Below are 25,476 nucleotides of genomic sequence, written 5' to 3'. Positions count from 1 at the left end.
GGGCGCTAGGCGCGCTTCAGCCGCAGGGTCATCAGCTGGAACGGACGCAGCCGTACGGCGATCCGGTCGCCGTCCAGCCGAGGTGCCTCCGCGTCCGCGAGCGGGCGTTCCAGCAGGTCGGTCACCTGGACGTCCGTGGCCTCGAACCCGGTGGTGAGGGTGGCGCGGGCCCGGCCGCCGTGGGCCTCGTGGAAGCGGACCACGACGTCGCCGCTGCCGTCGTCGGCGAGCTTGACGGCGGTCACCACGACCGCGTCCCGGTCGACCGTCACCAGCGGCGCGACCTCCCCGGCGCCGCCCGTGAGGTGCCGCTCGGGCAGGTTGATCCGCCAGCCCTCGCGCACCGCGTCGCCGATGCCCGCGCCGGGCACCAGCGCGTGCCGGAAGCGGTGCACGCCCTGGTCGGTCTCGGGGTCGGGGAAGCGCGGGGCGCGCAGGAGGGAGACCCGCACGGTGGTGGTCGTACCGGTGTCGCCGTCGGTGCGGACGGTGCGGGTGACGTCGTGGCCGTACGTCGAGTCGTTGACGACGGCGACGCCCCAGCCGGGCTCCTCCAGGTGCACGAAGCGGTGGTTGCAGGCCTCGAACTTGGCGGCCTCCCAGCTGGTGTTGGTGTGGGTGGGCCGGTGGAAGTGCCCGAACTGGGTCTCCGACGCGTACCGTTCGGCGTGCACGTCGAGCGGGAAGGCGAGCTTGAGGAACTTCTCCGTCTCGTGCCAGTCGACCTCGGTGTCCACCTCGAGCCGCCGCTCCCCCGGCGCCAGGGTCAGCACCTGGGTGACGCGGGAGGAGCCGAATGAGCGGACGATGCGCACCGAGGCGCCGTCGTCGCCGGGGGCGACCTCGTCGGCGTCGGTGAGGTCGGTGACCGTGTTGCGGTAGAACGCGTCGACGTCCCAGGCGTCCCACATGTTCGGGAAGTCCGGGTGGAGCTGGAGCAGGTTGCCCGCACCGCCCGGCGCGATCGTCTCGCGGTCGGCGGTGAGGTCGTACGCCGACACCACCAGCCCCCGGTCGTCGATCTCGACGCGCAGCAGGCCGTTGTCCAGGACGTGGCCGCCGCCGGGGCGGGGGGTGAGGTCGGTGCGGCCCTCGGTGGCGGGCGCGGCGGCGGCGCCGGCCGGGACGCCGGTGCGGGCGTGCGGGGCGGAGTTGAAGACGAGCGGAGTGTCGCCCTCGCCGGCGAGGGCGCGCTGGGCCGCGTCGATGATCTCGTTCAGCTCGGCGGCGACCCGGTCGTAGGTGGCGCGGGCCTCGCGGTGCACCCAGGCGATGGAGGAGCCCGGCAGGATGTCGTGGAACTGGTGCAGCAGGACCGTCTTCCAGATGCGGTCCAGGTCGTCGTACGGGTAGGGGAAGCCGGCGCGCACGGCCGCCGTGGCCGCCCACAGCTCGGCCTCCCGCAGCAGGTGTTCGCTGCGGCGGTTGCCCTGCTTGGTCTTGGCCTGGCTGGTGAGGGTGGCGCGGTGCAGTTCGAGGTACAGCTCGCCGACCCAGACGGGCGGCGCGGGGTTCTCGGCCTCGGCCTTCTCGAAGAAGGCGTGCGGGGTCTCCCACTCGACCGTCGCCGAGCCTTCCAGGTTCCGCAGCCGGGCCGCCTTGGCGACCATCTCGCGGGTGGCGCCGCCGCCTCCGTCGCCCCAGCCGGTGGGGGCGAGGGAGTGCCGGGCGACGCCCTTGTCCTTGAAGTTCCTCGCCGCGTGGGCGATCTCGCTGCCCTTCATGGAGCAGTTGTAGGTGTCGACGGGCGGGAAGTGGGTGAAGATCCGGGTGCCGTCGATGCCCTCCCAGCGGAAGGTGTGGTGCGGGAACGTGTTCGTCTGGGACCAGGAGATCTTCTGCGTCAGCAGGTACTTGGCGCCGGCCGCCTTGATGATCTGCGGGAGGCCCGCCGCGAAGCCGAAGGTGTCCGGCAGCCACGCCTCGTCGTTCTCGACGCCGAACTCGTCGAGGAAGAAGCGCTTGCCGTGCACGAACTGCCGGGCCATCGCCTCCGAGCCGGGCATGTTGGTGTCCGACTCCACCCACATGCCGCCGGCCGGCACGAACCGCCCGTCGGCCACGGCCTTCTTGACCCGTGCCCACACCTCGGGCCGGTGGTCGCGCACCCACGCCCACTGCTGGGCCTGGGACATGGCGAAGACGAAGTCCGGCTCGTCCTCCAGGAGGGCGGTCATGTTGGAGGTGGTGCGGGCCACCTTGCGCACGGTCTCGCGCAGCGGCCACAGCCACGCCGAGTCGATGTGCGCGTGCCCGACGGCGCTGATGCGGTGCGCGGAGGGGACGGCGGGGGCCGACAGCACCCCGGTGAGGCGGGAACGCGCCTGCTCCGCCGTGCCGTTGACGTCCTGGAGGTCGATGGCGTCCAGTGCCTGGTCGACGGCGCGCAGAATCTCCCAGCGGCGCGGCGACTCGACGGGCAGCTCGGCCATCAGCTCGCCGAGCACCTCCAGGTCGAGCACCAGGTTCCACACCGTCTCGTCGAGGACGGCGAGGTCCATCCGGGCCAGGGTGTACTGCGGCTCGCTGCCCGCGGTGTCCTTGTCGCCGAGCTGCGTGGGCACGAAGGGGTGGTAGTCGAGGATGACGGGGTTGGAGGCGGCCTCGATGTGCAGGCGAACCTCCTCGCCGCCCTCGGCGGGGGCGCCGATGCGCACCCACTGGTTGCGCGGGTTGAGGCCCTTCACGGGGGTGCCGTCGGGGCGGTAGACCAGGCCCTCGCACTGGAAGCCGGGCATGTTCTCGTCGAAGCCGAGGTCGAGGATCGCCTCGACGGTCCTCCCAGCCCACTCCTTCGGCACGGTGCCGGTGACGCGGAACCAGCTGGTGCCCCAGGGCGCGCCCCAGCGGGCGCCGACCTCGATGGGGCGCGGTTCGGCGGCGAGTCCCTCCGCGACCGGGACGGGCTCGCCGGGCGCGTTCCAGACCGCCACGTCCAGCGGCACGGACTCGGGGTAGAGGGCGGGGCGGACGCGCTCGTCGAGGACGCGCTTGAGGCGGGCTTCGACCAGGCTGCGGTCGTCATGCATGCGGGTGCTCCGGGGTCGGGGGCGGGTGGTTGCCAGGCGTGGGTCACGGTGGGGGCCGACGTCAGGTACAGCTCCCCAGCGGCACGCGCTTCGAATCGTGCGGCGCGCTCGTTGTGCCGGGCGGGGCCGGGGTCACGGCACGGGCACCTGGTCGGGGGTGACGACCTCGGTGATGCCGCGGGCCGCGAGGTGTCCGCCGTCGGCGGCGCGGGTGTCGAGGACGGTGGTGGGGCGGGCGCCGTCGGCGACCAGCCGGAAGAAGGCGTCGAAGACGGCGCCGCCGGGGGCGCAGGCCGAGCGCGCGGCGGGGTCGGCCGGCACGGCGAGGGCCGTGGTGCGCTGGGCCGGGGTGGGGCGGGAACCCGCGCGGACCGCGCGCGCCGCGCTCGCCAGGACCCGGGCCGTGTCCTTGGGGCGGCGGTCGTTGGTGAGGAGCCCGAGCCCGTACTCCAGCTCCGGGAAGTCGGCCAGCGCCCGGGACACGTCGTGGGAGCACCACCAGGTGACGCCCCACAGGTCCGGGCAGTCCAGGGCGTTCTCGACGGTCGCCTCGGTGAAGGCGGCGGCGTGCTCGGCGGGGACCAGGGGCGCGGGGGCGCCGACCTCCTGGAGCCAGACCGGGCGGCGCGGGTCGTCGGCCCAGGCCTTGCTCAGCTCGATCAGGTAGGCGGCGTGGTGCTCGCTGGGCACGGAGGCGCGGCCGTGGCGCTGGGCGGTGCCGTTGAAGACCCAGGAGTGCACCGCGGTGACGGCGCCCCGCCGGGCGGCCTGGGCCGGGGTGAAGGGCTGGTCGTCCTGGTACCAGGTGGCGTCGTACTCGGCGTGCAGATGCATGCGGCCCGGGGCGCCCTCCTCGCAGGCGGCCAGCATCCGCTCCAGCCAGGCGTCGATCTGGTCGCTGGTGGCGCGGTCCGGGTCGGGGTGGGGCCCGGCGGAGAACTGGTTGACCTCGTTGCCGAGGGTCATGCCGAGGAAGTTGGACCGCCCGGCCAGGGCGGCGGCGAGGGTGCGCAGGTAGGTGGCCTGGCCGTCGATGACCTCGGGGTCGGTGAACAGGTTGCGCCGGTGCCAGGTGCGGGTCCAGGCGGGCACGTAGTCGAAGCTGCTCAGGTGGCCCTGGAGACCGTCCACGTTGACGTCGAGGCCGCGTTCACCGGCCGCGTCGACCAGCGCCACCAGGTCCTCGACCGCGCGCTCGCGGATCAGGGCGCGGTTGGGCTGGAAGTAGGGCCACAGCGGGAAGACGCGGACGTGGTCCACGTCCAGGGCGGCGAGGGAGTCCAGGTCGGCGCGTACGGAGTCGAGGTCGAAGTCGAGCCAGTGGTGGAACCACCCCTCGCTCGGGGTGTAGTTGACGCCGAAGCGCGCGGCAGAAGGCATGCGGTGTCCTTGTGAGGGGGAAGCGGGGGGTTCAGCCCTTGACGGCGCCCTCGCCCACGCCGCGGAAGAAGTACCGCTGGAGGCAGGCGAAGAGGACGATGAGCGGCGCCACGGCGATGATGGTGCCGGCGGCGACCAGGCGTTCGTCGTTGGCGAAGGTGCCGTGCAGGTAGTTCAGGCCGATGGTCAGGGTGAACTTGGACGGGTCGCTCAGCACGATCAGGGGCCACAGGAAGTCGTCCCAGGCGCCCATGAAGGCGAAGATCGCGACGACGGCGAGGGTGCCTTTCACCGCGGGCAGCGCGATCCGGGAGAACCGCTGCCAGACGTTGGCGCCGTCGACGAAGGCGGCCTCCTCGATCTCGTAGGGGAGGTTGAGGAAGGCGTTGCGCATCAGCAGCACGTTCAGGGCGCTGACGCAGCCCGGCAGCACCACGCCGATCAGGGTGTTGTTGAGGCCCAGCTCCCGCATGGTGGTGAACTGGGCGATGATGATGCCCTCCACCGGCACGAGCATGGCCAGGATGAACACCAGGGTGGCGACGCGCCGGCCCCGGTAGCGCAGCCGGGCCAGGGCGTACCCGGCGAGGGCGGCGCCGACGCAGTTGGTGACGACGTTGGCCGCGGCGACCTTCAGCGAGTTCAGGGCGTAGTCCCACACGGGGATGGTGTCGGCGACCCGCTCGTAGTTGTGCAGGGTGGGATCGGAGGGCAGGAACTTCGGCGGGGAGCTGAAGATGTCCTCGGTGGGGCCCTTGAGCGAGGTCGACAGCTGCCACAGGAACGGGCCGATGGTCAGGGCCAGGACGCCGAGCAGCAGCAGGTAGCGCAGGGCGAGTTCCCACCCGCGGACCCGGCGGCCGTGCTCGTCGGTGATCCGGGGTTCGCGCTCCCGGCTCCCGGAGGTGGCCCGGGGCTGGTCGGCGGGCCGGGTCTGCTCGGCGAGGCTCACGCCTCCTCCTTCCGGTCGGCGCGCAGGACGAGCAGCATCAGGACGACGGTGACGACGAAGACGACCACGGAGATGGCGGAGGCGTAGCCGACCCGGCCGGTGAGGCCGGTGCCGGTGCGCTGGACCAGCATCACGAGGGTGGTGTCCTCGCCGGCCGGGCCGCCGCTGGGGCCCGCCATCAGGTACACCTCGGAGAAGACCTTGAAGGCGGCGACCGAGGAGAGCGCCGCGACCAGGACCATGGTGGAGCGGACCGCGGGCACCGTGACGGTGAGGAAGCGGCGGACCGCGCCCGCGCCGTCCACGGCGGCGGCCTCGTGCAGCTCGCGGGGCACGTTGGCCAGCGCCGCCAGGTAAATGATCATGTAGTAGCCGAGGCCCTTCCAGACCGTGACGCCCATCGCGCTGAGCAGGATCAGCCACTGGTCGCTCAGGAAACCGACGGGACTGGCGCCAAGCGTCTCCAGCAGGGAGTTGACCAGGCCGCGCTCGTCGAGGAGCCAGACCCAGATCAGCCCGACGACGACGATCGAGGCGACGACCGGGGTGTAGAAGGCCGAGCGGAAGAAGGTGATGCCGGGGATGTTCTTCTGCACCAGCAGCGCGAGCAGCAGCGGCAGCAGGACCAGCGCGGGGACGACCCCGAGGACGTACAGGGCACTGTTGCGCAGGCCGATCCAGAACATGTCGTCGTGGAGCAGCTCGCGGAAGTTGGCGAGGCCCACGAACTCGCCCGGCACCAGGGTGCGGCGGTCGGTGAAGGAGTTGACGAGGGTGGAGACGAACGGGTACAGGATGAACGCGCCGGTGATCAGCAGTCCGGGCGCCACGAACAGCCAGGGGCTGGCGGGCAGTTGGCGCCGCACGCGCCGGACGCCGCCCGTGCGGGCGTCCGGGGTGCCGGTGGTGAGGGTGGGACTCGCCATGATGCCTCAGCCCTGCTGCTGAAGGAGCCGGTCGCACGCCTCGACAGCGTTGTCGAGGGCTTCCTTCGGACTCTGCTTGCCCTGGAGCGCCTTGGCGACCTCGTTGCGCAGCTCGGTCTTCATCTGCTCGCTGAACAGCACGGGCGTGTAGTTGACCGCGTCCTTGAGCGACTTGGCGGCGGCGATCCGGACGCGGGTCTCGTCGGTGCCGTCCTCCTTGGTGAAGTACGGGTCGTCCAGCGAACCGGCGGTGCTCGGGAAGATGGCGACCTGCTTGGCGAAGGACATCTGGTGGGCCGCGTCGGTGACGTAGTGCGCGAAGGCGACCGCGGCGGGCTTGCGCTGGCTCTGCGCGTTCACCATCAGGCCCATCACGTACATGTTGACGTGGCCGGTGCTGGTGATCTGGTCGGTGATGCCGATGTTCTTGTACAGGTTCGGCGCCTGCTTCTTGAAGTTGGCGAGGTCGAGCGCGCTACCCGGGTTCATGGCGACGGCGCCGGTGAGGAACTTCTTGCCGGAGGACTCCGGGGTGGCGGTCAGCGCCTGCGGGTCGAGGGCCTTGGCCTCGTACAGCTCCTTGTAGCGGGTGAGCAGTTGGACGCCCTTGGCGTCGTTGAACGCGAAGGCGGTGCCCTCCTTGTTCATGAGCGGTACGCCGTAGCGGCCGAAGTCCTCGATGGTGGGCACGTTGGCGAGCGTGGCGACCTCGCCGTCGGTCTTGTCGGCGATCTTCAGGGCGGCGTCGAAGACCTCGTCGTAGGTCTTCGGCGGCTGCTCGGGATCGAGTCCGGCCTTCTCGAAGAGGGACTTGTTGTAGAAGAGCGGGCCGGTGTTGAGGTACCAGGGGAAGGCGTACGTGCCGTCCATGCCCGGTATCCGGTGGCTGGCCCAGGCCCCTTCCAGGTACTCCTTCTGGTACTGGCCGGCGGCCTTGTCGAGGTCGAGGGCGAGGCCCGCCTTGGCGAGCGGGGCGACGAGGTCCGGGGAGACGTTGACGACGTCGGGCAGGGTGCCGCCGGCGGCGTCGGCGCTGATCTTGTCGGCGTAGCCCTCGCCGGGCTGGTCGACCCACTTGACGTGGGTGTCGGGGTACTTCTTCTCGAAGTCGGCGATCAGGCCCTCGAAGTAGTCCTTGAAGTTGGCCCGCAGGTTCCAGGTCTGGAAGGTGATGTCGCCCTCGACCTTGCCCGAGGCGTCGGTCGAGCCGCCGCCGTCGCCCCCGGAGCCGCAGGCGCTGAGCGGCAGGACGAGGGCGGCGACGGCGGCGACGGCGAATGTTCTGCGCGAGGTGGGCACGGTGACACGTCTCCCTGAAGGACGTCGGCGGTGGGATGTCAGCGACCATGCACGGCGAATCCGCGGAAAGTCAATGGATTCACGTCAACTAAAGTCATCGGAGGGACATTAGTGCAGGTCAGAGCGGCATGACAGGATACTTGCCAGGATTCACTAATGCGCTTTAGGATCTTTGCACTCAAGCGCTTTAGCGCTCACTGCTCCCACTGCTCTCACCGAGGAAAGGAGCGCGCATGCCGGCCAAGCGGCCCGCCGCGCGCCGGCCGACGATGAAGGACATCGCGCGCCGGGCCGGAGTCTCCGAGAGCGCGGTGTCGTTCGCGCTGAACGACCGGCCGGGGGTCTCCGAGATCACCCGGGACCGGGTGCGCCGGGTGGCCGAGCAGCTCGGCTGGCGGCCCAGTACGGCGGCGCGTGCGCTGTCCGGGGAGGGCGCGGCGACGGTCGGCTTCGTGCTGGCGCGGCCCGCGCACACCCTCGGCGTGGACTCGTTCTTCCTGCAACTGGTCTCGGGCATCCAGGAGGTGCTGGCGGGGCGGCATCTGGGGCTGCTGTTCCAGGTGGCGCGGGGCGTCGAGGACGAGTGCGCGGTGTACCGGCGCTGGTGGGCCGAACACCGGGTGGACGGTGTCCTGGTGGTGGACCCGCGCACCGACGATCCGCGCCCGGACCTGCTCGACGAGCTGGGCCTGCCCGGTGTGGTGATCGGCGGGGCGCCGGACGAGCGCCATCCGGGGCTGTCGACCGTGTGGGCGGACGACGCGGGGGCGATGGCCGCGCTGGTGGACGGGCTGTACGCGCTCGGGCACCGGCGGATCGTGCACATCGCCGGGCTGCCGGACCTCGCCCACACCGAGCGCCGTATCCGCGCCCTGCGCGTCGAGGCGGAGCGGCGCGGACTCGGCGAGGTCGCGTCGGTGACCACCGACTACTCGGACGCCGAGGGCGCGGCGGTCACCCGCCGGGTGCTGGAGGCGTCCGCTCCCCCGACCGCCCTGATCTACGACAACGACGTGATGGCCGTCGCCGGGGTCGCCGCCGCGGCCGAACTCGGCTTCTCGGTACCGGCGGACGTGTCCGTGGTGGCCTGGGAGGACTCGGCGCTGTGCCGCATGGTCAAGCCGTGGCTGTCCGCTCTGTCCCGGGACAGCGTGGAGTTCGGCCGCACCGCGGCGACGGAGCTGACCGCCCTGCTCGACGGCGGCCCGGCCCGGACGGTGCGGGTACCCGTGCCGCGGCTGATCGAGCGGGACAGCACGGGAGTGGTGCGGCCGTCGGCCTGACGGCCGGGGCCGGGCACCCCGGGCTCCGGCGGGCGGGCCCGCGCTGGGAAAAGCGGGCCACGCCCCGCGAGGTGGTGGCGGAGCACCCGGCCCGCGCCGAGGCCGCGCTCGCCGAGGCGGAGGAGGTGGGCGCGGTGGTGGGGCCGACGAACGTGGCGGAGCGGGTCGAGGCGCCGCGGCCCTGGCGGCGGACGGCGCCGCTCGGCCGAGGGGGCTACAGGGCGCGGTGCATGACGTGCAGGCCGACCCGACCGTGCCGGGGGTGGTCGAAGGCGTCCGGCACCGTGCCCAGGATGGTGAAGCCGAGGGAGGTCCACAGCCGCACGGCGGGGTTGGTCTCGACGACGGCGTTGAAGACCATGCCCCGGTATCCGTCGGCCTTGGCCGCGTCCAGGACGTACGCGGCGAGGGCCCGGCCGGTGCCGCGTCCGGCGCGGTCCGGGTCGACCATGAAGCCGGCGTTGGCGATGCGGGCGGCGGGGCCGCCGTAGTTGGGGGTGACGTAGGCCGAGGCGACGACCGTGCCGGTGTCGTCCTCGGCGACGTAGACGCGCTTGGCGGGGTTCATCCACAGGGCCCGGGCGTCCTCCTCGGAGGTGTCCGGGTCCCAGGCGTAGGTCTCACCGGCGGCGACGATGCGGTGCCAGAAGGGCCAGATGTGCGGCCAGTCGTCGGCCGTGGCTTCCCTGATCAGCATGGGCGTGAGTGTGGCACGCCCATGCGCTCGGCGACCTCGGTGGGTGGCGTGCGGGTCAGTCCACGCTCGGCAGGATGTGCGGCTCGGCGAGGTCCTCCTCGTAGCCCGCGAGGCGGATGGGGGCCGAGCGTGCCCACACGTCGAGGCTGCCGATCTCCCCGGGCCTGCGGCCGGCGCGACCGGCGCGTCCGATGCGTCCGGTGCGTTCCTCGGTGCGTTGTTCTGGGTTCGTCGTCGTTTCCGGTGTCACCGCGCACTCCTTATGTGTCGGGTCACCCGCGGGGCCTGTCGGCGCCAGTCTCCTGTCCGGCACCCGGCGCCCGCTCGGGTGTGAGTCGAATGCAGTTCGGACGCGGTGGCGCCGGTAACTCGTGCGGAGCCGAACCGTTGTGAACCGGCTCGTCCCATGACGGACCTTGGGCGGGTGGTGCCCGGTGCTGCCGTCCGTCCGATCCAGATTAACCAAATGAGCGGGGGTGCGCTCTATGGGGCTCAAAACATGGGAGAACCATTGCCCTTCACCCCGCGCACAGTTGGCCCAAGTCTGCCCCGATTCCTCCGCTTCCGCACCGTGCGTGACTCACCCGTTCGGCCTACATCGACGTCCGCGCCTTGGCACGGCGGCGGTGGCGGGTCACGCAGTTAAGGTGCCGTTGGCTGCGCCGCAAGCTCGCCATGCTCTGCTGCTCGTCGGCAACGGCTGTCTCGTGGGAGGACCGAGGCATGGAACTGCGCGGCGTCGAGGAGCTGATGGATCTGCTGTCCGCCTGCCGGGGCGAGCGGTCCGCCGCGGGGCACGGCGGCGGGCCCGGAAATCCGCTCGGGCACGCGCTGCGCACGGCCGCGCTGCTGCGCCGGCGCCGCCCCGCCGACAAGGAGCTCCAGGTCGCGGGGCTGGTGTCGCCGGTGGGCCGGCTGCTGTGGCCGGGCGATCCGGCCGCCGGGACCGCCGACGCGGTACGGCCGCTGCTCGGTGCGCGCGTCGCCCACCTGGTGCGCCGTCAGCCCCACCCGGAGGTCTGGGCCCCCGACGACGACCTGGTCAGTCTGCGCCAGGCGGTCGACGAGGCCCGCACCGCCGACTTCGACGCCGGGGTCCTGGAGGACTGGCGCACGGTGCTGGAGCTGACGGCGGCACGCAACGCGCGGCTGCGCCTCGTGGACTGAGGCGCCGTCACCACTTGCCGGGTGCGTAGTCCTTGAGGAAGACGCCGTACAGGTCCTCGCCCGCCTCGCCGCGCACGACGGGGTCGTAGACGCGGGCGGCGCCGTCGATCAGGTCGAGCGGGGCGTGGAAGCCCTCCTCCGCCAGGCGCAGCTTGTCGAAGTGGGGACGCTCGTCGGTGATCCAGCCGGTGTCGACGGAGGTCATCAGGATCCGGTCGGTGTCGAACATCTCCTGGGCGCTGGTCCGGGTCACCATGTTCATGGCGGCCTTGGCCGCGTTGGTGTTGGGGTGGCCGGCACCCTTGTAGCCGCGGGCGAACACGCCCTCCATCGCGGAGACGTTGACGACGTAGGCGCGTCCCGACGGCGCCTTGCGCGCGGCCTCGGCCATCGACGCGCGCAGCGCGCTGATGAGGATGAAGGGCGAGGTGTAGTTGCACAGCTGGGTCTCCAGCAGTTCCACCGGCGAGATCTGCTCGATGGTCTGGACCCAGGTGTTGGAGTCGACGACGTCCGGGACCAGGCCGCCCGCGTCGATGGCGGTGCCCTCGCGGTGCCGGACCACGCTGGCGTTGCCGGCCACCAGGGCGAGGTCGGCCACCTTCTGCGCGTCGAGCCCCGAGGCGCCCAGCGGCAGCGCGGCCAGGCCGTCCACCGCGCCGGAGTTGAAGGCGCCGATGACGTGGTGGGCGGGCAGTTCCCCGGCGGGCAGCGGGGCGCTCTCGCCCTCGACCAGCGCGGCGTACGCGGAGGGCAGGCGCCGCACGGTCTGGGTGGCGTTGTTGATCAGGATGTCGAGCGGGCCCTGCTCGGTGACCTGCTCGGCGAGGGCCACGGCCTGGGCGGGGTCGCGCAGGTCGATGCCGACGACCTCCAGGCGGTGCAGCCAGTCGGCGGAGTCGTCCATCGCCTTGAAGCGGCGGATGGCGTCCTTGGGGAAGCGGGTGGTGATCGTGGTGTGCGCCCCGTCGCGCAGCAGGCGCAGCGCGATGTACATGCCGATCTTGGCGCGGCCGCCGGTGAGCAGCGCGCGCTTGCCGGTGAGGTCGGCGCGGGCCTCGCGGCGGCTGCGGTTCTCGGCGGCGCAGTCCTGGCAGAGCTGGTGGTAGAAGTAGTCGACCTCGACGTAGCGCTGCTTGCAGATGTAGCAGGAGCGGGGGCGCTGGAGTATCCCCGCGATCGCGCCCTGCTCGGTGCGCGAGGAGGGCAGCAGGCCCTCGGTCTCGTCGTCGATGCGCTCGGCGGAGCCGGTGGCGGTGGCCTCGGTGACCGCCCTGTCGTGGGCGGTTTTGGCGGCGCGGCGCTCCTGGCGGCGGCGCTGCTTGACCATGCGGTAGATGTGCGAGGTGGCCCGGCGGACCCGGATGGCGTCCGGGTGGTCGACGTCGAGCGTGTCCAGTTCCTCCAGCACGCTCAGGCAGACCGCGAGCCGCTCGGGGTCGATGCCGGGGCCGTACCCGGGGGCGGTCGCCTCTTCCGCGGCCGTGTCCCGCGTGGGCGCCTGGGCCGCGGGCGCCTCGTCCCTGGTCGCCGAGTCGTCCTGTGTCACCGTCATCGCCGCTGCCGTTCCCTGGTCACCGTTGCGGCGCTCCGGGAGGCGACCGCTGTCGAACAGCGGATTTTATTCAGCGCGCGGCCCGGATCCAAACCCGCCGGGGTCAGGGACGGCACGCCGTGAGCAACGTCTCCACCTCCTCGGCCACCGCCCGGGCGAACCGGTCGAGGTCCGGCACCGCCTTGGCGTCGGCGACCAGGCCGTAGTGGACCCGTCCGCGGTACGTCGAGACGGCCACCGCCAGGGAGTGGCCGCGGGCCAGCGGCGCCAGCGGATAGACCTCGGTGAGCGGGTGGCCGCCGAGCCGCAGCCCGAGGCTGGGCAGGGGCACGCTGGTGACCAGGATGTCGAACCAGAGCCGCGCGGCCCCCGAGACCAGCGGCCCGCCGAGCCGGTGGCCGAGCGCCGGCACGTGGTCGGCGAGCAGGGCGACGGCTCCGGCGCCGCGGCCGGGCCCGGCGTCCTTGTTGCGGTCCATGGCGGCGCGGACCGTGCCGAGGCGGGAGAGCGGGTCGGGGTCGCCGACCGGGAGCCGCATCAGGTACCCGGAGAGCCGGTTGCCCGGCGGGTGGGCGGTGTGCGGGCGGCGCTTGGAGACGGGGATCAGGGCCCGGGGCGCGACGCCCTCGCTGCCGTCGCCGCGCTCGTCCAGCCAGCGGCGCAGGGCGCCGGCGACGACCGCGATCAGTACGTCGTTGACGGTGCCGCCGGTGGTCTTGCGGACGTGGTGCACGTCGTCGAGGTCGACGGCCACGCCCGCGGTCCGGCGGGTGCCGGAGGACGCGGCGGTGAGCGCGGGCGAGGAGCGCACGTCGAGGGTGGACAGCGCCGCGGCGGCACCGATGTCCAGGGCCCGTCCGGCGTCCGCCAGGGCGCCGCGCAGCCGGTCCGGCAGGGAGCGCACGTCCGGCAGGAGTCCGCGCGGCGGCTGCTCGGGGCGGGGCCGGGGGGCCGGCAGGTCCATCGGGTCGAGGACCCCCGCGGCGAGGGTCAGGGCGCGCAGTCCGTCGGCCAGGGCGTGGTGGAACTTGAACAGCACGGCGAAGGACCCGCCGTCCGCGCCCGGCAGCACATGCGCCTCCCACGGCGGCCGCCCGCGCTCCAGGGGGCGTTCCATCAGGTGTCCGGCCCGCGCGTGGAAGTCGGTGGTGGGGGCGTGCAGCCGCACGTGGTCGAGCGGGTCGAAGCGGGGGTCGGGTTCGCGGGTCGCGCCGCCGAACGCGAACGGACGGCGCAGGGCCAGAGGCGGCTGCCAGGTGTCCCGGATCCTCATCCGCAGTCCGGGCACCGCGGGGGCCCGGGCCGCGAGCAGGTCCGCCGCGTGGGCGCCCGCGGTGGGCGAGTCGGCCTCGAAGACGCCGAGTGCGCCCAGGTGCATGGGGTGCTCGGCGGACTCGATGTTCCAGAACGCCAGGTCGAGGGGAGCGAGCGGATCGGCAGTCAATGGCTTGCCTCGCAAGGACGACGCGTGGGCGGCGGATGGATGGCGGATGGACTACGTGTGGACAAGCAGTCAATCGCTCTCCGACGATTACGGTCAAGTACGATCAAGCTACGCACAGTTAACAGCAGATTAAAGTCCCGCCCCTTTCGGCAGGGGCGGGACTGCTGCGACGTATGCGGCGTCTGCGCTGACCTCAGCTCACGTCAGGGGCGGCGGCACCGCCTGTGCCGAGGTTCCCCACCCGGACGGCTGCGGGCCGACCGTGAACGCGAGCGACCGGACGGAGCGCAGGGCGTCGGTCGTCAGCCAGGTGCGGGCGTAGGCCGAGCCGTCGGTGCGGGCCGACTGGACGTACCGGTCGGTGTCCGAGGTGCCGGGCGCGGTGATCGTCAGGGCGCCGCGCGGGTAGTAGCGGCGGTCGAGGGTGAGGTCGACGCGGTCGAAGACCGGGGTGGACAGGCCCCAGGTGTCGTAGCCGGGCTGGATCGGGAAGATTCCGATCGAGGACAGCACGTTCCAGGCGGACATGGTCCCAAGGTCGTCGTTTCCGGTCATCCCGGTCGGCGTGTCCGTGAACAGGGTGAGCGCCGCGTGCACCACGTCGGTCGTCTTCCAGGGCTGCCCGGTCGACAGGTAGGTGTACGGGGCGATGAGGTCGGGCTCGTTCTGCGGGTTGTACTTGTCCGCGTTGTAGTAGTCGTACGGCCCGTTCACCCACACCTCGCGGGCGGTCTTCGCCGGGTCCTTCAGGAGCTGGTCGTAGGCGAAGAAGGAGTCGAGCCGCTGGTTCGCGGCCTCGGTGCCACCGATGAGGTCGATCATGCCGGGCAGGTCCTGCGGCACCAGCCACTGGTACTGCCAGGACGTGCCCTCGTGGAAGCCCTCGCTCTGCGCCGGGTCGGCCGGGCCGGTGAAGGCGCCCTCGGCGTCGCGGGCCCGGAAGAAGCCGGTCGAGGGGTCGAAGACGTTGCGGTAGCTCTGCGCGCGCTCGGCGTACCGCTTCGCGTCCGCCTCGTGGCCGAGGTCGCGGGCCATGCGGGAGAGCATGGCGTCGGACAGGGCGTACTCCAGGGTGGCGGAGGCGCCGTGGTCGTAGTCGGAGTCGCCGGGCTTGGCGTGCGGGCGGCCCTTGACGTAGGGCGCGAAGCCGTCGGCGAGGTACTCGCGGTTGGCCTCCCGGCCGACGGCCGGCGAGCCGGTGGGCGGGACGCCGTCGGCGTTCTTCCTCAGCGCCCGGTAGGCCTTCTCCTCCCAGCCGTGCAGCAGGCCCTGCTGGTAGGCGTTGGTGAGGAAGGGGGTCACCGGGTCACCCGTCATGATGTTGGTCTCGACGGTGCCGTAGCCCCACTTGGGCAGCCAGCCGCTCTCCTCGTCGATCTTGATGACGGAGATCGCCATGTCGCGCGCCTCGCGGGGCGCGAGCAGGGCGAGGAGCTGGGACTGGGTGCGGTAGGTGTCCCACAGCGACCAGTTCTGGTAGTACGTGAAGCCCTTGGCGCGGTGGATCTCCTGGTCCCAGCCGGTGTAGCGGCCGTCGACGTCGCTGCCGACGTTGGGCGCGAGGAAGGACCGGTACAGGGACGAGTAGAAGGTGCGGCGCAGGGTGTCGTCGCCGCCCCGGACCTTGACGTCGTCCAGCCGCTTCTCCCAGGTGCGCTCGGCACCGCGGCGCACGGAGTCGAAGGAGTGCCCGCCCTCGGCGCGCAGGTTGAGCGCGGCGCCGCGCGCGTCCACGTAGGACAGGGCGGTGGTGGCCTCGACGGTGCGGTCCTTCGTGGTGTCGAAGCGGACGTAGGCGCCGTCCCCGCCGGTCTTGGCCCCCGCGGTCACCGTGCCGTCGTCCCAGGTGCCGTAGGCGGCGAAGGGCCGGTCGAAGCGGGTGATCGTGTAGACGGTGTAGGGCTTGGTGTCCTGGCAGAAGCCGCTGCCGGTGATCGCGGTGCGCACCGTGCGGCTGTCGAGCACCTCGACCTTGGTGCTGATGTTCTTGTGCAGCGACTGGCCGGCGTTGAGCAGGACGTTGGCCTTGTCGGTGGCCGGGAAGGTGTAGCGCTGCACTCCGGTGCGCTCGGTGGCGGTCAGCTCCGCGTCGACGCCGGAGTCGAGGCCGACCCGGTAGTAGCCGGGGCTCGCCTCCTCGTCGTCGTGGCTGAAGGAGGCGGCGTACTTCGCGTAGTCCGTCTCGGTGACGTCACCGGTGGTCGGCAGCACCGGCAGGTCGCCGCCGAGTCCGCAGCCGACGCCGGAGAGGTGGACGAGGGAGAAGCCCCGGATGTGGGTGTCGGAGTGGTCGTAACCGGTGTTGTGGCCGGTGTCCGGCGAGAACTGCACCATGCCGAAGGGCACGGCGGCGCCGGGGTAGGTGTTGCCCTCGTTCTCGGTCCCGATAAACGGGTTCACGAGGTCGGTCAGGTTCTGGTCGGTCGTCGGGGCGGCCTGCGCCGCCGGGGCGGTGAGCAGCGCGGACGCTGCCACCACCCCGGCCACGCACAGCCGCAGACGCCGGGTGCCTCTCATGTGCGGTGACCTCCGGAAGGTCTGCTCTGTCGTGCGGTTCTTGTCCGGGTGCGGGTGATCAGGCGGTGCAGCCCGCCGGGGTGGGCCGGGACGCGTCGCGGATGAGGGCCTGCTGGGCGGCCTTCACCCGCTCGACGTCCGGCTTGAGCACCTTGCGGTCGTACGTCGTCAGGCCGTTCAGCTCGCCCTCGACGTCCGAGATCTGGGTGTAGACGGCGCCGTTGCTGCCCCGGCAGACCAGGGCGCGCACCTCGTCGAGCTTGGTGAGGTAGTCGTCCGTGTACGTCTGCGGGTCGACGTCGACGTACGACTGCTGCACGGACCAGGCGTGACCGGGCACCGCCAGGCCGAGGCCGCCGTACTCGCCGGTGACCAGGGCGCGTTGGCCGTCCGGGGACGGTGGCAGGGCGGGGCTCGGATAGCCGTGCTCGTCCATGATGTCGCCGGCGCCGCCGTCGGCCCCGAGGTTCAGGCCGGACTGGTTGTTGACGAGCCGGGTCGGGTCCCAGGACTTGGCCTGCGCGGCGACGCGGCCGATGTCGTACTGGCCCCAGCCCTCGTTGAAGGTGACCCACATGATGATCGACGGGTGGCTGACGTGCTCGTCGATCATCTCCTTCATCTCCCGCTCGTACTCGGCGCGGGCGGCGGTGGACGGGTTCTTCCCGGCGGTCATCGCGGGCATGTCCTGCCACACCATCAGGCCCAGCCTGTCGGCCCAGTAGAACCAGCGGTCGGGCTCGACCTTGATGTGCTTGCGGACCGAGTTGAAGCCGAGCTGCTTGTGCAGCTTGAGGTCGTACGCGAGGGCCTCGTCGGTGGGCGCGGTGTGCAGGCCGTCCGGCCAGAAGCCCTGGTCGAGGGTGGCCATCAGGAACGTCGGCTTCCCGTTGAGCATGGTGCGCGGGACGCCATTCACCTTCTCCACGGCGATGGAGCGCATCCCGAAGTAGCTCTCGACCTGGTCGCGTCCGACGGTGACCTTCAGGTCGTACAGGAACGGGTCGTCGGGCGACCACAGGTGCGGGTCGCGGATCTTGAGGGTCAGGGGCTCGGCGGCGCGGCCGCTGACCGTGGCGACCTTGCGGTGCCCGGCGTACGCCGTGGCCTGGACGCGTACGCCGTCGCGCACGCCCTTGGGCTCGACGGTGAGGGTGCTCGCCGCGCCGTCGACGTGCGGGGTGAGCTTCAGGGAGTCCACGTGGTCCCGGGCGACCGGTTCCATCCAGACGGTCTGCCAGATGCCGGAACTGGGCGTGTACCAGATGCCGCTCGGGTCCAGGCGCTGCTTGCCGAGCGGCGGGTTCTCGCCGCTGGCCGCGTCGGTCGGGTCGTAGACGCCGACGATCAGCTCCTGGGTGCGGCCCGGCTTGAGGGCGTCGGTGACGTCGGCGCTGAACTTGTCGTAACCGCCCTTGTGGTCGGCGACCTTGGTGCCGTTGACGTACACCTCGGACTGCCAGTCGACGGCGCCGAAGTTCAGCTTGAGGCGCTGGGAGGAGCCGATGTGCCAGTCGCGGGGCACGGTGAAGGTGCGGCGGTACCACATGCGGTCCTCGTGCCGCTGGACGCCGGAGAGCTGCGACTCCACCGGGTACGGGACGAGGATGCGCTCCTTCAGGTTCTTGCCGACCGGCGGCTGCTCGCCCGCCTCGGCGGCGGCGAACTGCCAGCGGCCGTTGAGGTTCCGCCAGTCGTCGCGGGTCAGCTGGGGGCGCGGGTACTCCGGGAGGGCGTTGTCCGGCCCGACCTCGTCGGCCCAGTCGGTGCGCAGCTCGTAGGTGGACTTGTTGCCGCCGCTGCTCCAGAAGGCGTTGACAACGTTGCCTTCGGCGTCGGTGAGCCCGCCTTCGCCGTCGTAGCGGACATCGGCGGTGCCGGGGGCGTCGCCGTTCTTGTTGCCGACGACCGGCTGGTCGAGGGCGACGAGCAGGGCGCTGGGGTCGGCGGGGTCGAGCTTCGTCTCGCCGAGCGGCCACGTGGCGCCGCCGATCACCGCTTCGAGGTGGTCGGTGAGACCGGCCGGGGGCGCGGCGAGCGGGCTCGCGAAGTCGAGCTTGAGGGTGCGGCCCGTGGACTGGACGGTGGTCGCCGTCGCGCCGTTGTAGTCGAAGCCGTCGGGCAGCCGGAAGGCCGACTGCGGGACCGCCTCCTTGCTGCCACCGGGCTCGGTCCAGCGCAGGTGGAGGTTGGAGCCGCCGTAGTGCTCGAAGTACTCCAGCTTGATGTCGTAGGACTGGCCGGCCGTCAGCTCGATGGGCTGGGCGGTCTGTTCGCGGTCCCAGTCGTCGACCCAGTGGTCGATGGCGAGCTGTCCGCCGACCCAGAGGCGGAAGCCGTTGTCGCCGATGATCGAGAAGGTGTGGGCGCCGGTCTTCTCCGGGACGAGCTTGCCGGTCCAGCGGACGTTCACGTCGTCCGACTGCCCGGTGGCGAAGGCGAGTCGCGGCTCCAGGGTGTTGAAGTCGACCTGCGGGTCGAAGCCGGTGGCCTTCAGCTCGTGGAAGTCGAAGGCGCCGGGGGCGGACTGGGTGTAGTACTCGCCCTTCAGGCCGTGGACCTCCGCGGCAAAGTCGTCGGCCGCGTTGGCGGCCGGTACGGCGGCGAGACCGGCGACGCCGAGCGCGGCGGCCAGCAACAGGGCGAGTTTGTCTCTGAGTCGTTTGGTGCGCACTGACCCTCTCCTCGAGAACGGGTGGTGGCTGATGGCTCAGGACATCGATGTCATACATCGATGTAACGGCAGCGGTGCAGAGGCATGACAACACGGATTCCGCTTGACGTCCAGGGACATGACAACGGCCCCGGAGTCAACGCGCGTATCGCGCGCGCCCGGAGCCGTCGCCGGTGTGAACGCCGGTTCGGTCGCCCGTCCGTCACGGCACCCGCTGCCCCTTGCCCAGCGCGATCACACCGCCCTTGGAGACGGTGTACAACTCCCCGTCCCGCTGCGGGTTGACGCCGATCGTCGCGCCCGGCGGCACCTGGACGTTCTTGTCGAGGACCGCCCCGCGCACCACCGCGCCCCGGCCGACGTGCACGTTGTCGTGCAGCACCGAGCCCTGCACGACCGCCCCCGGGTCGACCACCACGCCCGGGGAGAGCACGGACCGGGTGACCTGACCCCGGATCAGGCATCCCGCGCTGATGATCGACTCGCTGGCGATGCCGCCGGCGTTGAAGCGGGCGGGCGAGAGCTGGCTCGAGTGGGTGTAGATCGGCCAGTCCCGGTTGTAGAGGTTGAACACGGGCCGCTCGGCGATCAGGTCCATGTGGGCGTCGTAGTAGGCGTCCAGCGTGCCCACGTCCCGCCAGTATCCCTGGTCCCGCAGGGTCTCCCCCGGGACGTGGTTGGCGCTGAAGTCGTACAGCGCGGCCTCGCCCCGCTCGGTGAGCTGGGGCAGGATCGAACCGCCCATGTCGTGCACGGAGTTCTCGTCCTCGGCGTCCCGCTGAAGTGCCTCGACGAGGGCCTTGGTGGTGAACACGTAGTTGCCCATCGAGGCGAAGACGCAGCCGGGGTCGTCGGCGAGGCCAGGCGGGTCGGCCGGCTTCTCCAGGAAGCCGGTGACGGTCTGTCCGTCGGAGCCCGGCGTGATCACGCCGAAGGACGGCGCCTCGGCGCGCGGCACCCGTATCCCGGCGACGGTGACACCCGCGCCGGACTCGATGTGCTGGGCGAGCATCTGGCGCGGGTCCATCCGGTACACGTGGTCGGCGCCGAACACCGCGACGTACTCGGGCTGTTCGTCGTACACCAGGTTCAGGGACTGAAGGATCGCGTCGGCGCTGCCGAGGAACCAGCGCGGGCCGAGGCGCTGCTGGGCGGGGACCGGGGTGACGTAGTTGCCGAGCAGGCTGGACATCCGCCAGGTGGTGGTGATGTGCCGGTCCAGGGAGTGCGACTTGTACTGGGTGAGGACGCAGATCCGCAGGATGTCGCCGTTGACCAGGTTGGACAGGACGAAGTCGACGAGCCGGTAGGTGCCGCCGAACGTGACCGCGGGTTTGGCGCGGTCCGCGGTCAGGGGCATCAGGCGTTTGCCCTCTCCGCCCGCCAGCACGATGCCGAGCACCGAAGGACCTCCACGACGCATGGCCGCTCCCCTTACCCTCGTTCACCCCGACTGCCCCGGGCGGGGCGGCCTAAGCCTGCTTGAGGATCTCCTCGTACAGCCGGACCGTGCGGCGCGCGACCGCGTCCCAGCCGAACTCCTCCACCGCGCGCGCCCGTCCCGCCTCGCCCATCCGGCGGGCACCCGCCGGATCGCCGAGGACGGAGTCCAGTGCGTGCGCGAGACCCGCCACGAAGTCGTCGTCCGCCGCGTCCCCGTCACTCTCCTTGGTCACCAATACCCCCGTTTCGCCGTCGGTCACGACCTCGGGGATCCCGCCCACCCGGGAGGCGACCACGGGGGTGGCGCAGGCCATCGCCTCCAGGTTGACGATGCCGAGGGGCTCGTACACGGAGGGGCAGACGAAGACGGCGGCGTGGGTCAGGAGCTGGATCACCTCGGGGCGCGGCAGCATGCGCGGGATCCAGTGCACGCCCTCGCGGGCGCGGCTCAGCTCGGCGAAGAGCTCGCGGAACTCCCGGTCGATCTCGGGGGTGTCCGGGGCGCCCGCGCACAGCACGACCTGTGCGGCCGGGTCGATGTCCCGTACCGCGCGCAGCAGGTGGGGCACGCCCTTCTGACGGGTGATACGGCCGACGAACAGGACATAGGGGCGGGAGCGGTCCAGACCGATCCGGTCCAGCGCGTCGGTGCCGTGGTCGGGCCGGTAGAGACTGGTGTCGATCCCGTTGTGCACGACGTGGACGGCGCCGGGGTCGAGGTCCGGGTAGCAGCCGAGGATGTCCTCGCGCATCGCGCCGGAGACGGCGATCACCGCGTCGGCCGCCTCGATCGCGGTGCGCTCGGCCCAGCCGGACAGGGTGTAACCGCCGCCGAGCTGCTCGGCCTTCCAGGGGCGCAGGGGCTCCAGCGAATGGGCGGTCATCACGTGCGGGACGCCGTACAGGAGCTTGGCGAGGTGGCCGCCGAGGTTGGCGTACCAGGTGTGGGAGTGCACCAGTTCGCGCCCTTCGAGGGCGGCGGTCATGGCGAGGTCGACCGAGAAGGTGCGCAAGGCGTCGTTGGCGCCGTCGAGCGCGGACCAGGGGCGGTGGCGCAGCACGCCGTCGCTGCGGCCCTCGCCCCAGCTGTGCACGTCCAGGTCGACCAGGCGGGCGAGCTCCCGGGCGAGGAACTCGACGTGGACTCCGGCACCCCCGTACACGTCCGGCGGGAACTCACGGCTCAGCAGTCCCACGCGCACCCGGAACCTCCCGTCTCGACAACTGATTCCCTCATGGTCACCCAGAGCGGGCGCCTGGGGAAGAGCGCGGTGGGCGGGCGCTGTTCGGCGGGCGCGGGGAACGGGCGGGTCCCGGGGGACTCGGGAAGCAGCAGTCGCCGCAGACGCCCCCGCCCGGCACCCGGTAGTACAGGCAGCAGCTGCGGCGCCGGAAGGAGGTACCGGTGAGCGTCCCGGTACCGGCGAGCAGCGGGTGGGCCAGCAGGTCGGCGGTGAGCGACCGGGCGCGGGCGGCGGTGTCCGTACGGCCGTGGCGGCGGGCCCAGCGGTCCAGTTCGCGTCCGGCGCCGGTCAGGGCGGAGGCCGCGTTGCCGCGCAGCAGTCCCCTCGCGACGCCGTAGCGGGCGTGCACGGTCTCGGTGAGGGGCGCGAGGTGGGCGGTGAGGACGACGTCCGCGACGGTGGTGGCGTCCCCGGGCAGGGGGCGCACCTCGGTGAGCCACAGGTCGTCGGGGGCGGTGGCCTCGGGGTCCCAGTGCAGCAGGCGCGGATCGAGCTCCGGGACGTGTCCGTACAGGACGGCGCAGGCCAGGGTCACCGACCACAGGCGGGCCCCGAGCCCCTGCTGGGCCACGGAGGCGGCGACCCGCGTCTCGGGGGTGCCGAGCGCGACGGCGACCTTGCGGACGCGGTGGCCCAGCGGGTCGGCGTCCACGTGTCCCGGCGCGTAGGCGTCCGTGAGGGGCGAGACGGTGGCGTGCCGACCCGCCGGCACCGGACGCGAGGCGTGCAGCACGGAGAACCCGCCCAGCGGGCGGAGGGCGGAGAGGGCGGGGTCGAGGTCCACGGAGAGCAGTAGTATCAGGGGCTCTCAGGGTCTGTCCCGGCGGCGCCGGTGGCCGCCACCCGATCCGGCCGGCAGGGCCGGCGTCGGCCCGGACGGCACGCGGAACGGCGGGAGCAACCGGCTGAAAATCCGACAGTCACATGAGCTGCGCCGGACGGACCCTAGGGGGCTGGGCCCAGGGTCGGGGACGGAAGTTGCCCACCCTGGGGAGGACGGCGGCGCCCTCGTACTCCATCGGTAGTAGGACCCAAAGAATGCTCAGGGACGACGACGGGAAGACCCTGAGACGGCATCGTGTTGTCCATGGATGACGACCGTTCGCCGCGCCGGGCCCAGTGCCCCCGCCTCACGCAGAGGAGCAGCCGATGAGCGCCCTCGCGTTGTCCGTGCTGCTGTCGCTCGTCTCCGCCGTGGCCTACGCGGGCGGAGCGATCGTGCAGGAGCAGGTCGCGGCGTCGTCCCCGGATGCCCAGTACGCCCCCTTGCGCCGGCCCGCCTGGTGGGCGGCGGTGTCGCTCAACGGCCTGGGCGGTCTGCTGCACGTGGTCGCCCTCGCGCTCGGTCCGCTGAGCCTGGTGCAGCCGCTGGGAGCGCTCACCATCGTGTTCGCGCTGCCCATGGCGGCGCTCTTCGTGGGGCGCAGGGCCGGTGCGACGGCCTGGCGGGGTGCGCTGATGGCGACGGTCGGTCTCGCCGGCCTGCTGTCCCTGGTCGGCGCGTCCGACGCGCAGTCGCTGGACACGGCGCAGCGGGTCGGGGTGGCCCTGGTCACCGGTGGTGCGGTCGTGGCGCTGATGATCGCCGGCCGGGCCGCGCACCGGCACCCGGCGGTCCGCAGCATCCTGCTGGCGACCGCGTCCGGCATAGCCTTCGGGATGTCCTCGGTCTTCACCAAGACGGTCGCGGTGGACTGGAACGGCGGGGTGTCCGCCGGCGACCTGCCGTCGCTGGCCGTGATCGGCGTACTCGCCACGGCCGGCATGGTGCTGTCCCAGGCGTCCTACCGGGGCGCCGGTCTCGCGGCCCCGCTGGCCACGCTGACGGTCGTGAACCCGGTGGTGGCCGCCATCGTCGGCATCACGATGTTCGGCGAGACGTTCCGGTACGGCACGGCCGGCACCGTGCTGGCCCTGGGCTGCGGCGTGGTGGCCGCCGGTGGGCTGATCATGCTGACGACGGAGCGGATCGCGCGGGAGGGCACCGACACCGGTGAGGCCCTGGCCTCGGCACCGGCTCCGGCTCCGGCTCCGGCCGAGGACACCGTGGCGCTTCCGGAGACCGGGGCGGCGGAGCTCGGGGCTGCGGCGCTCGGGCCGGTGCCGATTGCGGTAGCGGCGCCGGTGGCTGTCCCTGTGGCCGTGCCGGTGCCGGTGGCTGCGCCGGTCCCGGTGGCTGTTCCGGTCAAGGAGCCCCCGGTCCGTGAGCCGGTGGCCGCGGCGGTTCCCGCCGCCCCGGTGGCCCGGCTCTCCGACAAGGTCGTCGTGCCGTCCCCGGTGGCGCCGCCGGTCCCCGACACGGACCCCGCCGAGGAGGCGTACGAAGCCCGGGCACCGGTGGAGAGCGACGACCCGACGCTCTCCTACGGCCCCTTCTACGGCGGTCCGTTCCTCCCGCCGCCCATGCTCAGCCGCCGACGGGTCCGGATCAGATCCTGACGCCGCCGGCCCGCAGGTACGCCACCGGGTCGACGTCCGAACCGAAACCGGGCCCCGTCCGCACCTCGAAGTGCAGATGCGGGCCCGTGACGTTGCCCGTGGAGCCGGAACGCCCCAGACGCTGGCCGACGCCCACCGACTGGCCGTTCCTCACGGAGATCGCCGAGAGGTGCGCGTACTGGGAGTAGCGGCCGTCGGCGTGCCGGACCACCACCTGGTAGCCGTACGAACCGCCCCACCCCGCGCTGACCACCCGCCCTGCCGCGACCGACTTGACCGAAGTCCCGGTCGGGACGGGGAAGTCGACGCCGGTGTGGTAGCCCTTGGACCAGGAGGAACCCGCCTGGTGGTAGGGCGTGCCGGTGGCGGCGTCGACCGGGGCCACGACGGCGCGGTGGGTGGTGGCCTTGCCGGCCTTGGCCTTGCCGCTGTCGGAGGAGGACTTCTGCGGCGCCTTCCGCTGCTCCTGCCGCTTCTGTTCCTTGGGCTCGGACTTCGGTTCCTTCTTCTGCTGCTTCTGCTGCTGTTTCTGGGGCTTCTGGGTCTTCTGCTGCTTGTCCTGTTTTCTCGTCTCGGTGCCGGAGGGCGTCGTGGCGGCGGCCCCCTGGCCGCGCAGCGACAGGCGCTGGCCGGGCAGGATCAGGTCGGGGTCGGACCCGATGGCGCCGCGGTTGGCCTCGTACAGGCGCTGCCAGCCGCCCCGGACCTCGTGGGTGTCGGCGATGCCGGAGAGGGTGTCGCCGGTGACCACCGTGTACATCCGGGCCTTGCCCGCCCGGGACTGCGGGGTGGTCTGAGGCTGGACGTCCTTCACCGAACCCGCCTGCTTCGCGGACGCCACTCCCCCGGCCGGCCGGATGTCGGGCGTGTCGCCGCCCCGGGTCAGCCCGGCCCGCTCGGAGCACACCGGCCAGGCGCCGGGGCCCTGGGCGTCGAGCACCTTCTCGGCGACGGCGATCTGCTCCGCCCTGGTGGCCAGGTCGGCGCGCGGGGCGTACCGGGTGCCGCCGAAGGCCTCCCAGGTGGACTGGGTGAACTGCAACCCGCCGTAGTAGCCGTTGCCGGTGTTGATGTCCCAGTCGTCGGTGGACTCGCAGGCGGCGACCTGGTCCCAGGTCTCCACGTCGGCCGCGTGGGCCGTGCCGGTACCGACGAGGGGGAGGGCCAGTCCCGCACCCCCCGCGGTGACGGTCAGCGAGGCGCGGTTGATCCTGTTCGGCTGATACCGGCGGTGCCGGCCGCGTACGGCCATGGAGGTCCCCCTCGACATTGCGTCAGGTGGGGCAAAAGTAAGGGCCGCGAACAGGCCATGACAAGACGGCAACCGGCCGGTCGGTCACCCCGATTGGCCGGGAATGCGCGGCCGTTGGCCAACGGAGACGCCGACCCGCTGAGGCACCGGCCCTCTCCCCGCCGTACTGGAACCC

At 72.1% G+C, this 25,476-nt stretch carries 18 protein-coding genes; 3 read left to right on the top strand and 15 right to left on the bottom strand.

Features of this window, described 5'->3' with window-relative positions; all coding sequences use genetic code 11:
* Positions 1-5: 5 nt before the first annotated feature.
* The 5 genes from ACIRGB_RS13365 to ACIRGB_RS13345 all read right to left on the bottom strand — a co-directional run bounded on the left by ACIRGB_RS13365 (position 6) and on the right by ACIRGB_RS13345 (position 7,586).
* On the bottom strand, positions 6-3,029 hold the full coding sequence (locus ACIRGB_RS13365) for an alpha-mannosidase (protein WP_403862901.1): 3,024 nt from the start codon (positions 3,027-3,029) through the stop codon (positions 6-8).
* Positions 3,030-3,161: 132 nt separating this feature from the next.
* Positions 3,162-4,409, bottom strand: coding sequence for a glycosyl hydrolase (locus ACIRGB_RS13360; protein WP_403862898.1), 1,248 nt, complete (start codon positions 4,407-4,409; stop codon positions 3,162-3,164).
* 31 nt (positions 4,410-4,440) lie between these two features.
* Positions 4,441-5,361, bottom strand: coding sequence for a carbohydrate ABC transporter permease (locus tag ACIRGB_RS13355; protein ID WP_403862895.1), 921 nt, complete (start codon positions 5,359-5,361; stop codon positions 4,441-4,443).
* Positions 5,358-6,287 carry a carbohydrate ABC transporter permease gene (locus tag ACIRGB_RS13350; protein WP_403862891.1) on the bottom strand — a complete coding sequence of 310 codons (930 nt, stop codon included), beginning with the start codon at positions 6,285-6,287 and terminating at the stop codon, positions 5,358-5,360. Before ACIRGB_RS13350 ends, ACIRGB_RS13355 begins: the two co-directional genes overlap by 4 nt.
* A 6-nt stretch (positions 6,288-6,293) precedes the next feature.
* On the bottom strand, positions 6,294-7,586 hold the full coding sequence (locus ACIRGB_RS13345; protein WP_403862888.1) for an ABC transporter substrate-binding protein: 1,293 nt from the start codon (positions 7,584-7,586) through the stop codon (positions 6,294-6,296).
* A 233-nt stretch (positions 7,587-7,819) separates the two neighbouring features.
* Between ACIRGB_RS13345 and ACIRGB_RS13340 the strand changes: the two genes are divergently transcribed.
* The gene (locus ACIRGB_RS13340) at positions 7,820-8,869 is read left to right on the top strand and encodes a LacI family DNA-binding transcriptional regulator (RefSeq protein ID WP_403862885.1); all 1,050 of its coding nucleotides are present in this window, start codon (positions 7,820-7,822) and stop codon (positions 8,867-8,869) included.
* Between the two features lie 214 nt (positions 8,870-9,083).
* On the opposite strand, the gene ACIRGB_RS13335 is transcribed toward ACIRGB_RS13340, so the two are convergent.
* Both ACIRGB_RS13335 and ACIRGB_RS13330 read right to left on the bottom strand, forming a co-directional pair.
* Complete coding sequence (locus ACIRGB_RS13335; RefSeq protein WP_403862882.1) at positions 9,084-9,566, bottom strand: GNAT family N-acetyltransferase; 483 nt, start codon at positions 9,564-9,566, stop codon at positions 9,084-9,086.
* Between the two features lie 55 nt (positions 9,567-9,621).
* A complete protein-coding gene (locus ACIRGB_RS13330; RefSeq protein WP_403862880.1) occupies positions 9,622-9,816 on the bottom strand; it encodes a hypothetical protein in 195 nt (64 codons plus the stop codon).
* Positions 9,817-10,289: 473 nt separating this feature from the next.
* On the opposite strand from ACIRGB_RS13330, the gene ACIRGB_RS13325 reads away from it, so the two are divergent.
* A complete protein-coding gene (locus tag ACIRGB_RS13325) occupies positions 10,290-10,733 on the top strand; it encodes a hypothetical protein (RefSeq protein WP_403862877.1) in 444 nt (147 codons plus the stop codon).
* Positions 10,734-10,740: 7 nt separating this feature from the next.
* Here the strand turns inward: ACIRGB_RS13325 and ACIRGB_RS13320 are convergent, their stop codons facing one another.
* The 7 genes from ACIRGB_RS13320 to ACIRGB_RS13290 form a co-directional block, all read right to left on the bottom strand.
* The gene (locus ACIRGB_RS13320; RefSeq protein WP_403862874.1) at positions 10,741-12,288 is read right to left on the bottom strand and encodes an SDR family NAD(P)-dependent oxidoreductase; all 1,548 of its coding nucleotides are present in this window, start codon (positions 12,286-12,288) and stop codon (positions 10,741-10,743) included.
* A gap of 103 nt (positions 12,289-12,391) precedes the next feature.
* Positions 12,392-13,732, bottom strand: a complete 1,341-nt coding sequence (locus ACIRGB_RS13315; RefSeq protein WP_403862871.1) for a wax ester/triacylglycerol synthase family O-acyltransferase — start codon at positions 13,730-13,732, stop codon at positions 12,392-12,394.
* A 198-nt stretch (positions 13,733-13,930) separates the two neighbouring features.
* Positions 13,931-16,249 (bottom strand): GH92 family glycosyl hydrolase, encoded by a 2,319-nt coding sequence (locus ACIRGB_RS13310; RefSeq protein ID WP_403862868.1) that lies wholly within the window; start codon positions 16,247-16,249, stop codon positions 13,931-13,933.
* Between the two features lie 58 nt (positions 16,250-16,307).
* Positions 16,308-18,923, bottom strand: coding sequence for a PA14 domain-containing protein (locus tag ACIRGB_RS13305; RefSeq protein WP_403862865.1), 2,616 nt, complete (start codon positions 18,921-18,923; stop codon positions 16,308-16,310).
* A gap of 202 nt (positions 18,924-19,125) precedes the next feature.
* The gene (glgC, locus tag ACIRGB_RS13300) at positions 19,126-20,346 is read right to left on the bottom strand and encodes a glucose-1-phosphate adenylyltransferase (RefSeq protein WP_403862862.1); all 1,221 of its coding nucleotides are present in this window, start codon (positions 20,344-20,346) and stop codon (positions 19,126-19,128) included.
* Between the two features lie 49 nt (positions 20,347-20,395).
* Positions 20,396-21,568, bottom strand: coding sequence for a glycogen synthase (gene glgA / locus ACIRGB_RS13295; RefSeq protein WP_403862859.1), 1,173 nt, complete (start codon positions 21,566-21,568; stop codon positions 20,396-20,398).
* 37 nt (positions 21,569-21,605) lie between these two features.
* A complete protein-coding gene (locus ACIRGB_RS13290) occupies positions 21,606-22,394 on the bottom strand; it encodes a (2Fe-2S)-binding protein (protein WP_403862856.1) in 789 nt (262 codons plus the stop codon).
* A 365-nt stretch (positions 22,395-22,759) separates the two neighbouring features.
* Between ACIRGB_RS13290 and ACIRGB_RS13285 the strand changes: the two genes are divergently transcribed.
* Positions 22,760-24,049, top strand: a complete 1,290-nt coding sequence (locus ACIRGB_RS13285) for a DMT family transporter (RefSeq protein WP_403862853.1) — start codon at positions 22,760-22,762, stop codon at positions 24,047-24,049.
* Here the strand turns inward: ACIRGB_RS13285 and ACIRGB_RS13280 are convergent.
* On the bottom strand, positions 24,039-25,301 hold the full coding sequence (locus ACIRGB_RS13280) for a transglycosylase family protein (RefSeq protein WP_403862850.1): 1,263 nt from the start codon (positions 25,299-25,301) through the stop codon (positions 24,039-24,041). The two genes, ACIRGB_RS13285 and ACIRGB_RS13280, sit on opposite strands and share 11 nt — an antisense overlap.
* Between the last annotated feature and the right edge of the window lie 175 nt (positions 25,302-25,476).

This window comes from Streptomyces sp. NPDC102490 (genome assembly GCF_044765285.1).
Taxonomy (GTDB): Bacteria; Actinomycetota; Actinomycetes; order Streptomycetales; family Streptomycetaceae; genus Streptomyces.
This window is presented reverse-complemented; position numbering and strand designations above follow the sequence as displayed.

What these genes read in the sequence shown, in the direction of transcription:
- ACIRGB_RS13320 (WP_403862874.1), bottom strand. Translation starts at nt 12,288, where the DNA reads ATGACGGTGACACAGGACGACTCGGCGACCAGGGACGAGGCGCCCGCG.
- ACIRGB_RS13285 (WP_403862853.1), top strand. Translation starts at nt 22,760, where the DNA reads ATGAGCGCCCTCGCGTTGTCCGTGCTGCTGTCGCTCGTCTCCGCCGTG.
- ACIRGB_RS13365 (WP_403862901.1), bottom strand. Translation starts at nt 3,029, where the DNA reads ATGCATGACGACCGCAGCCTGGTCGAAGCCCGCCTCAAGCGCGTCCTC.
- ACIRGB_RS13335 (WP_403862882.1), bottom strand. Translation starts at nt 9,566, where the DNA reads ATGCTGATCAGGGAAGCCACGGCCGACGACTGGCCGCACATCTGGCCC.
- glgC (WP_403862862.1), bottom strand. Translation starts at nt 20,346, where the DNA reads ATGCGTCGTGGAGGTCCTTCGGTGCTCGGCATCGTGCTGGCGGGCGGA.
- ACIRGB_RS13350 (WP_403862891.1), bottom strand. Translation starts at nt 6,287, where the DNA reads ATGGCGAGTCCCACCCTCACCACCGGCACCCCGGACGCCCGCACGGGC.
- ACIRGB_RS13280 (WP_403862850.1), bottom strand. Translation starts at nt 25,301, where the DNA reads ATGGCCGTACGCGGCCGGCACCGCCGGTATCAGCCGAACAGGATCAAC.
- ACIRGB_RS13360 (WP_403862898.1), bottom strand. Translation starts at nt 4,409, where the DNA reads ATGCCTTCTGCCGCGCGCTTCGGCGTCAACTACACCCCGAGCGAGGGG.
- ACIRGB_RS13340 (WP_403862885.1), top strand. Translation starts at nt 7,820, where the DNA reads ATGCCGGCCAAGCGGCCCGCCGCGCGCCGGCCGACGATGAAGGACATC.
- ACIRGB_RS13325 (WP_403862877.1), top strand. Translation starts at nt 10,290, where the DNA reads ATGGAACTGCGCGGCGTCGAGGAGCTGATGGATCTGCTGTCCGCCTGC.
- ACIRGB_RS13310 (WP_403862868.1), bottom strand. Translation starts at nt 16,249, where the DNA reads ATGAGAGGCACCCGGCGTCTGCGGCTGTGCGTGGCCGGGGTGGTGGCA.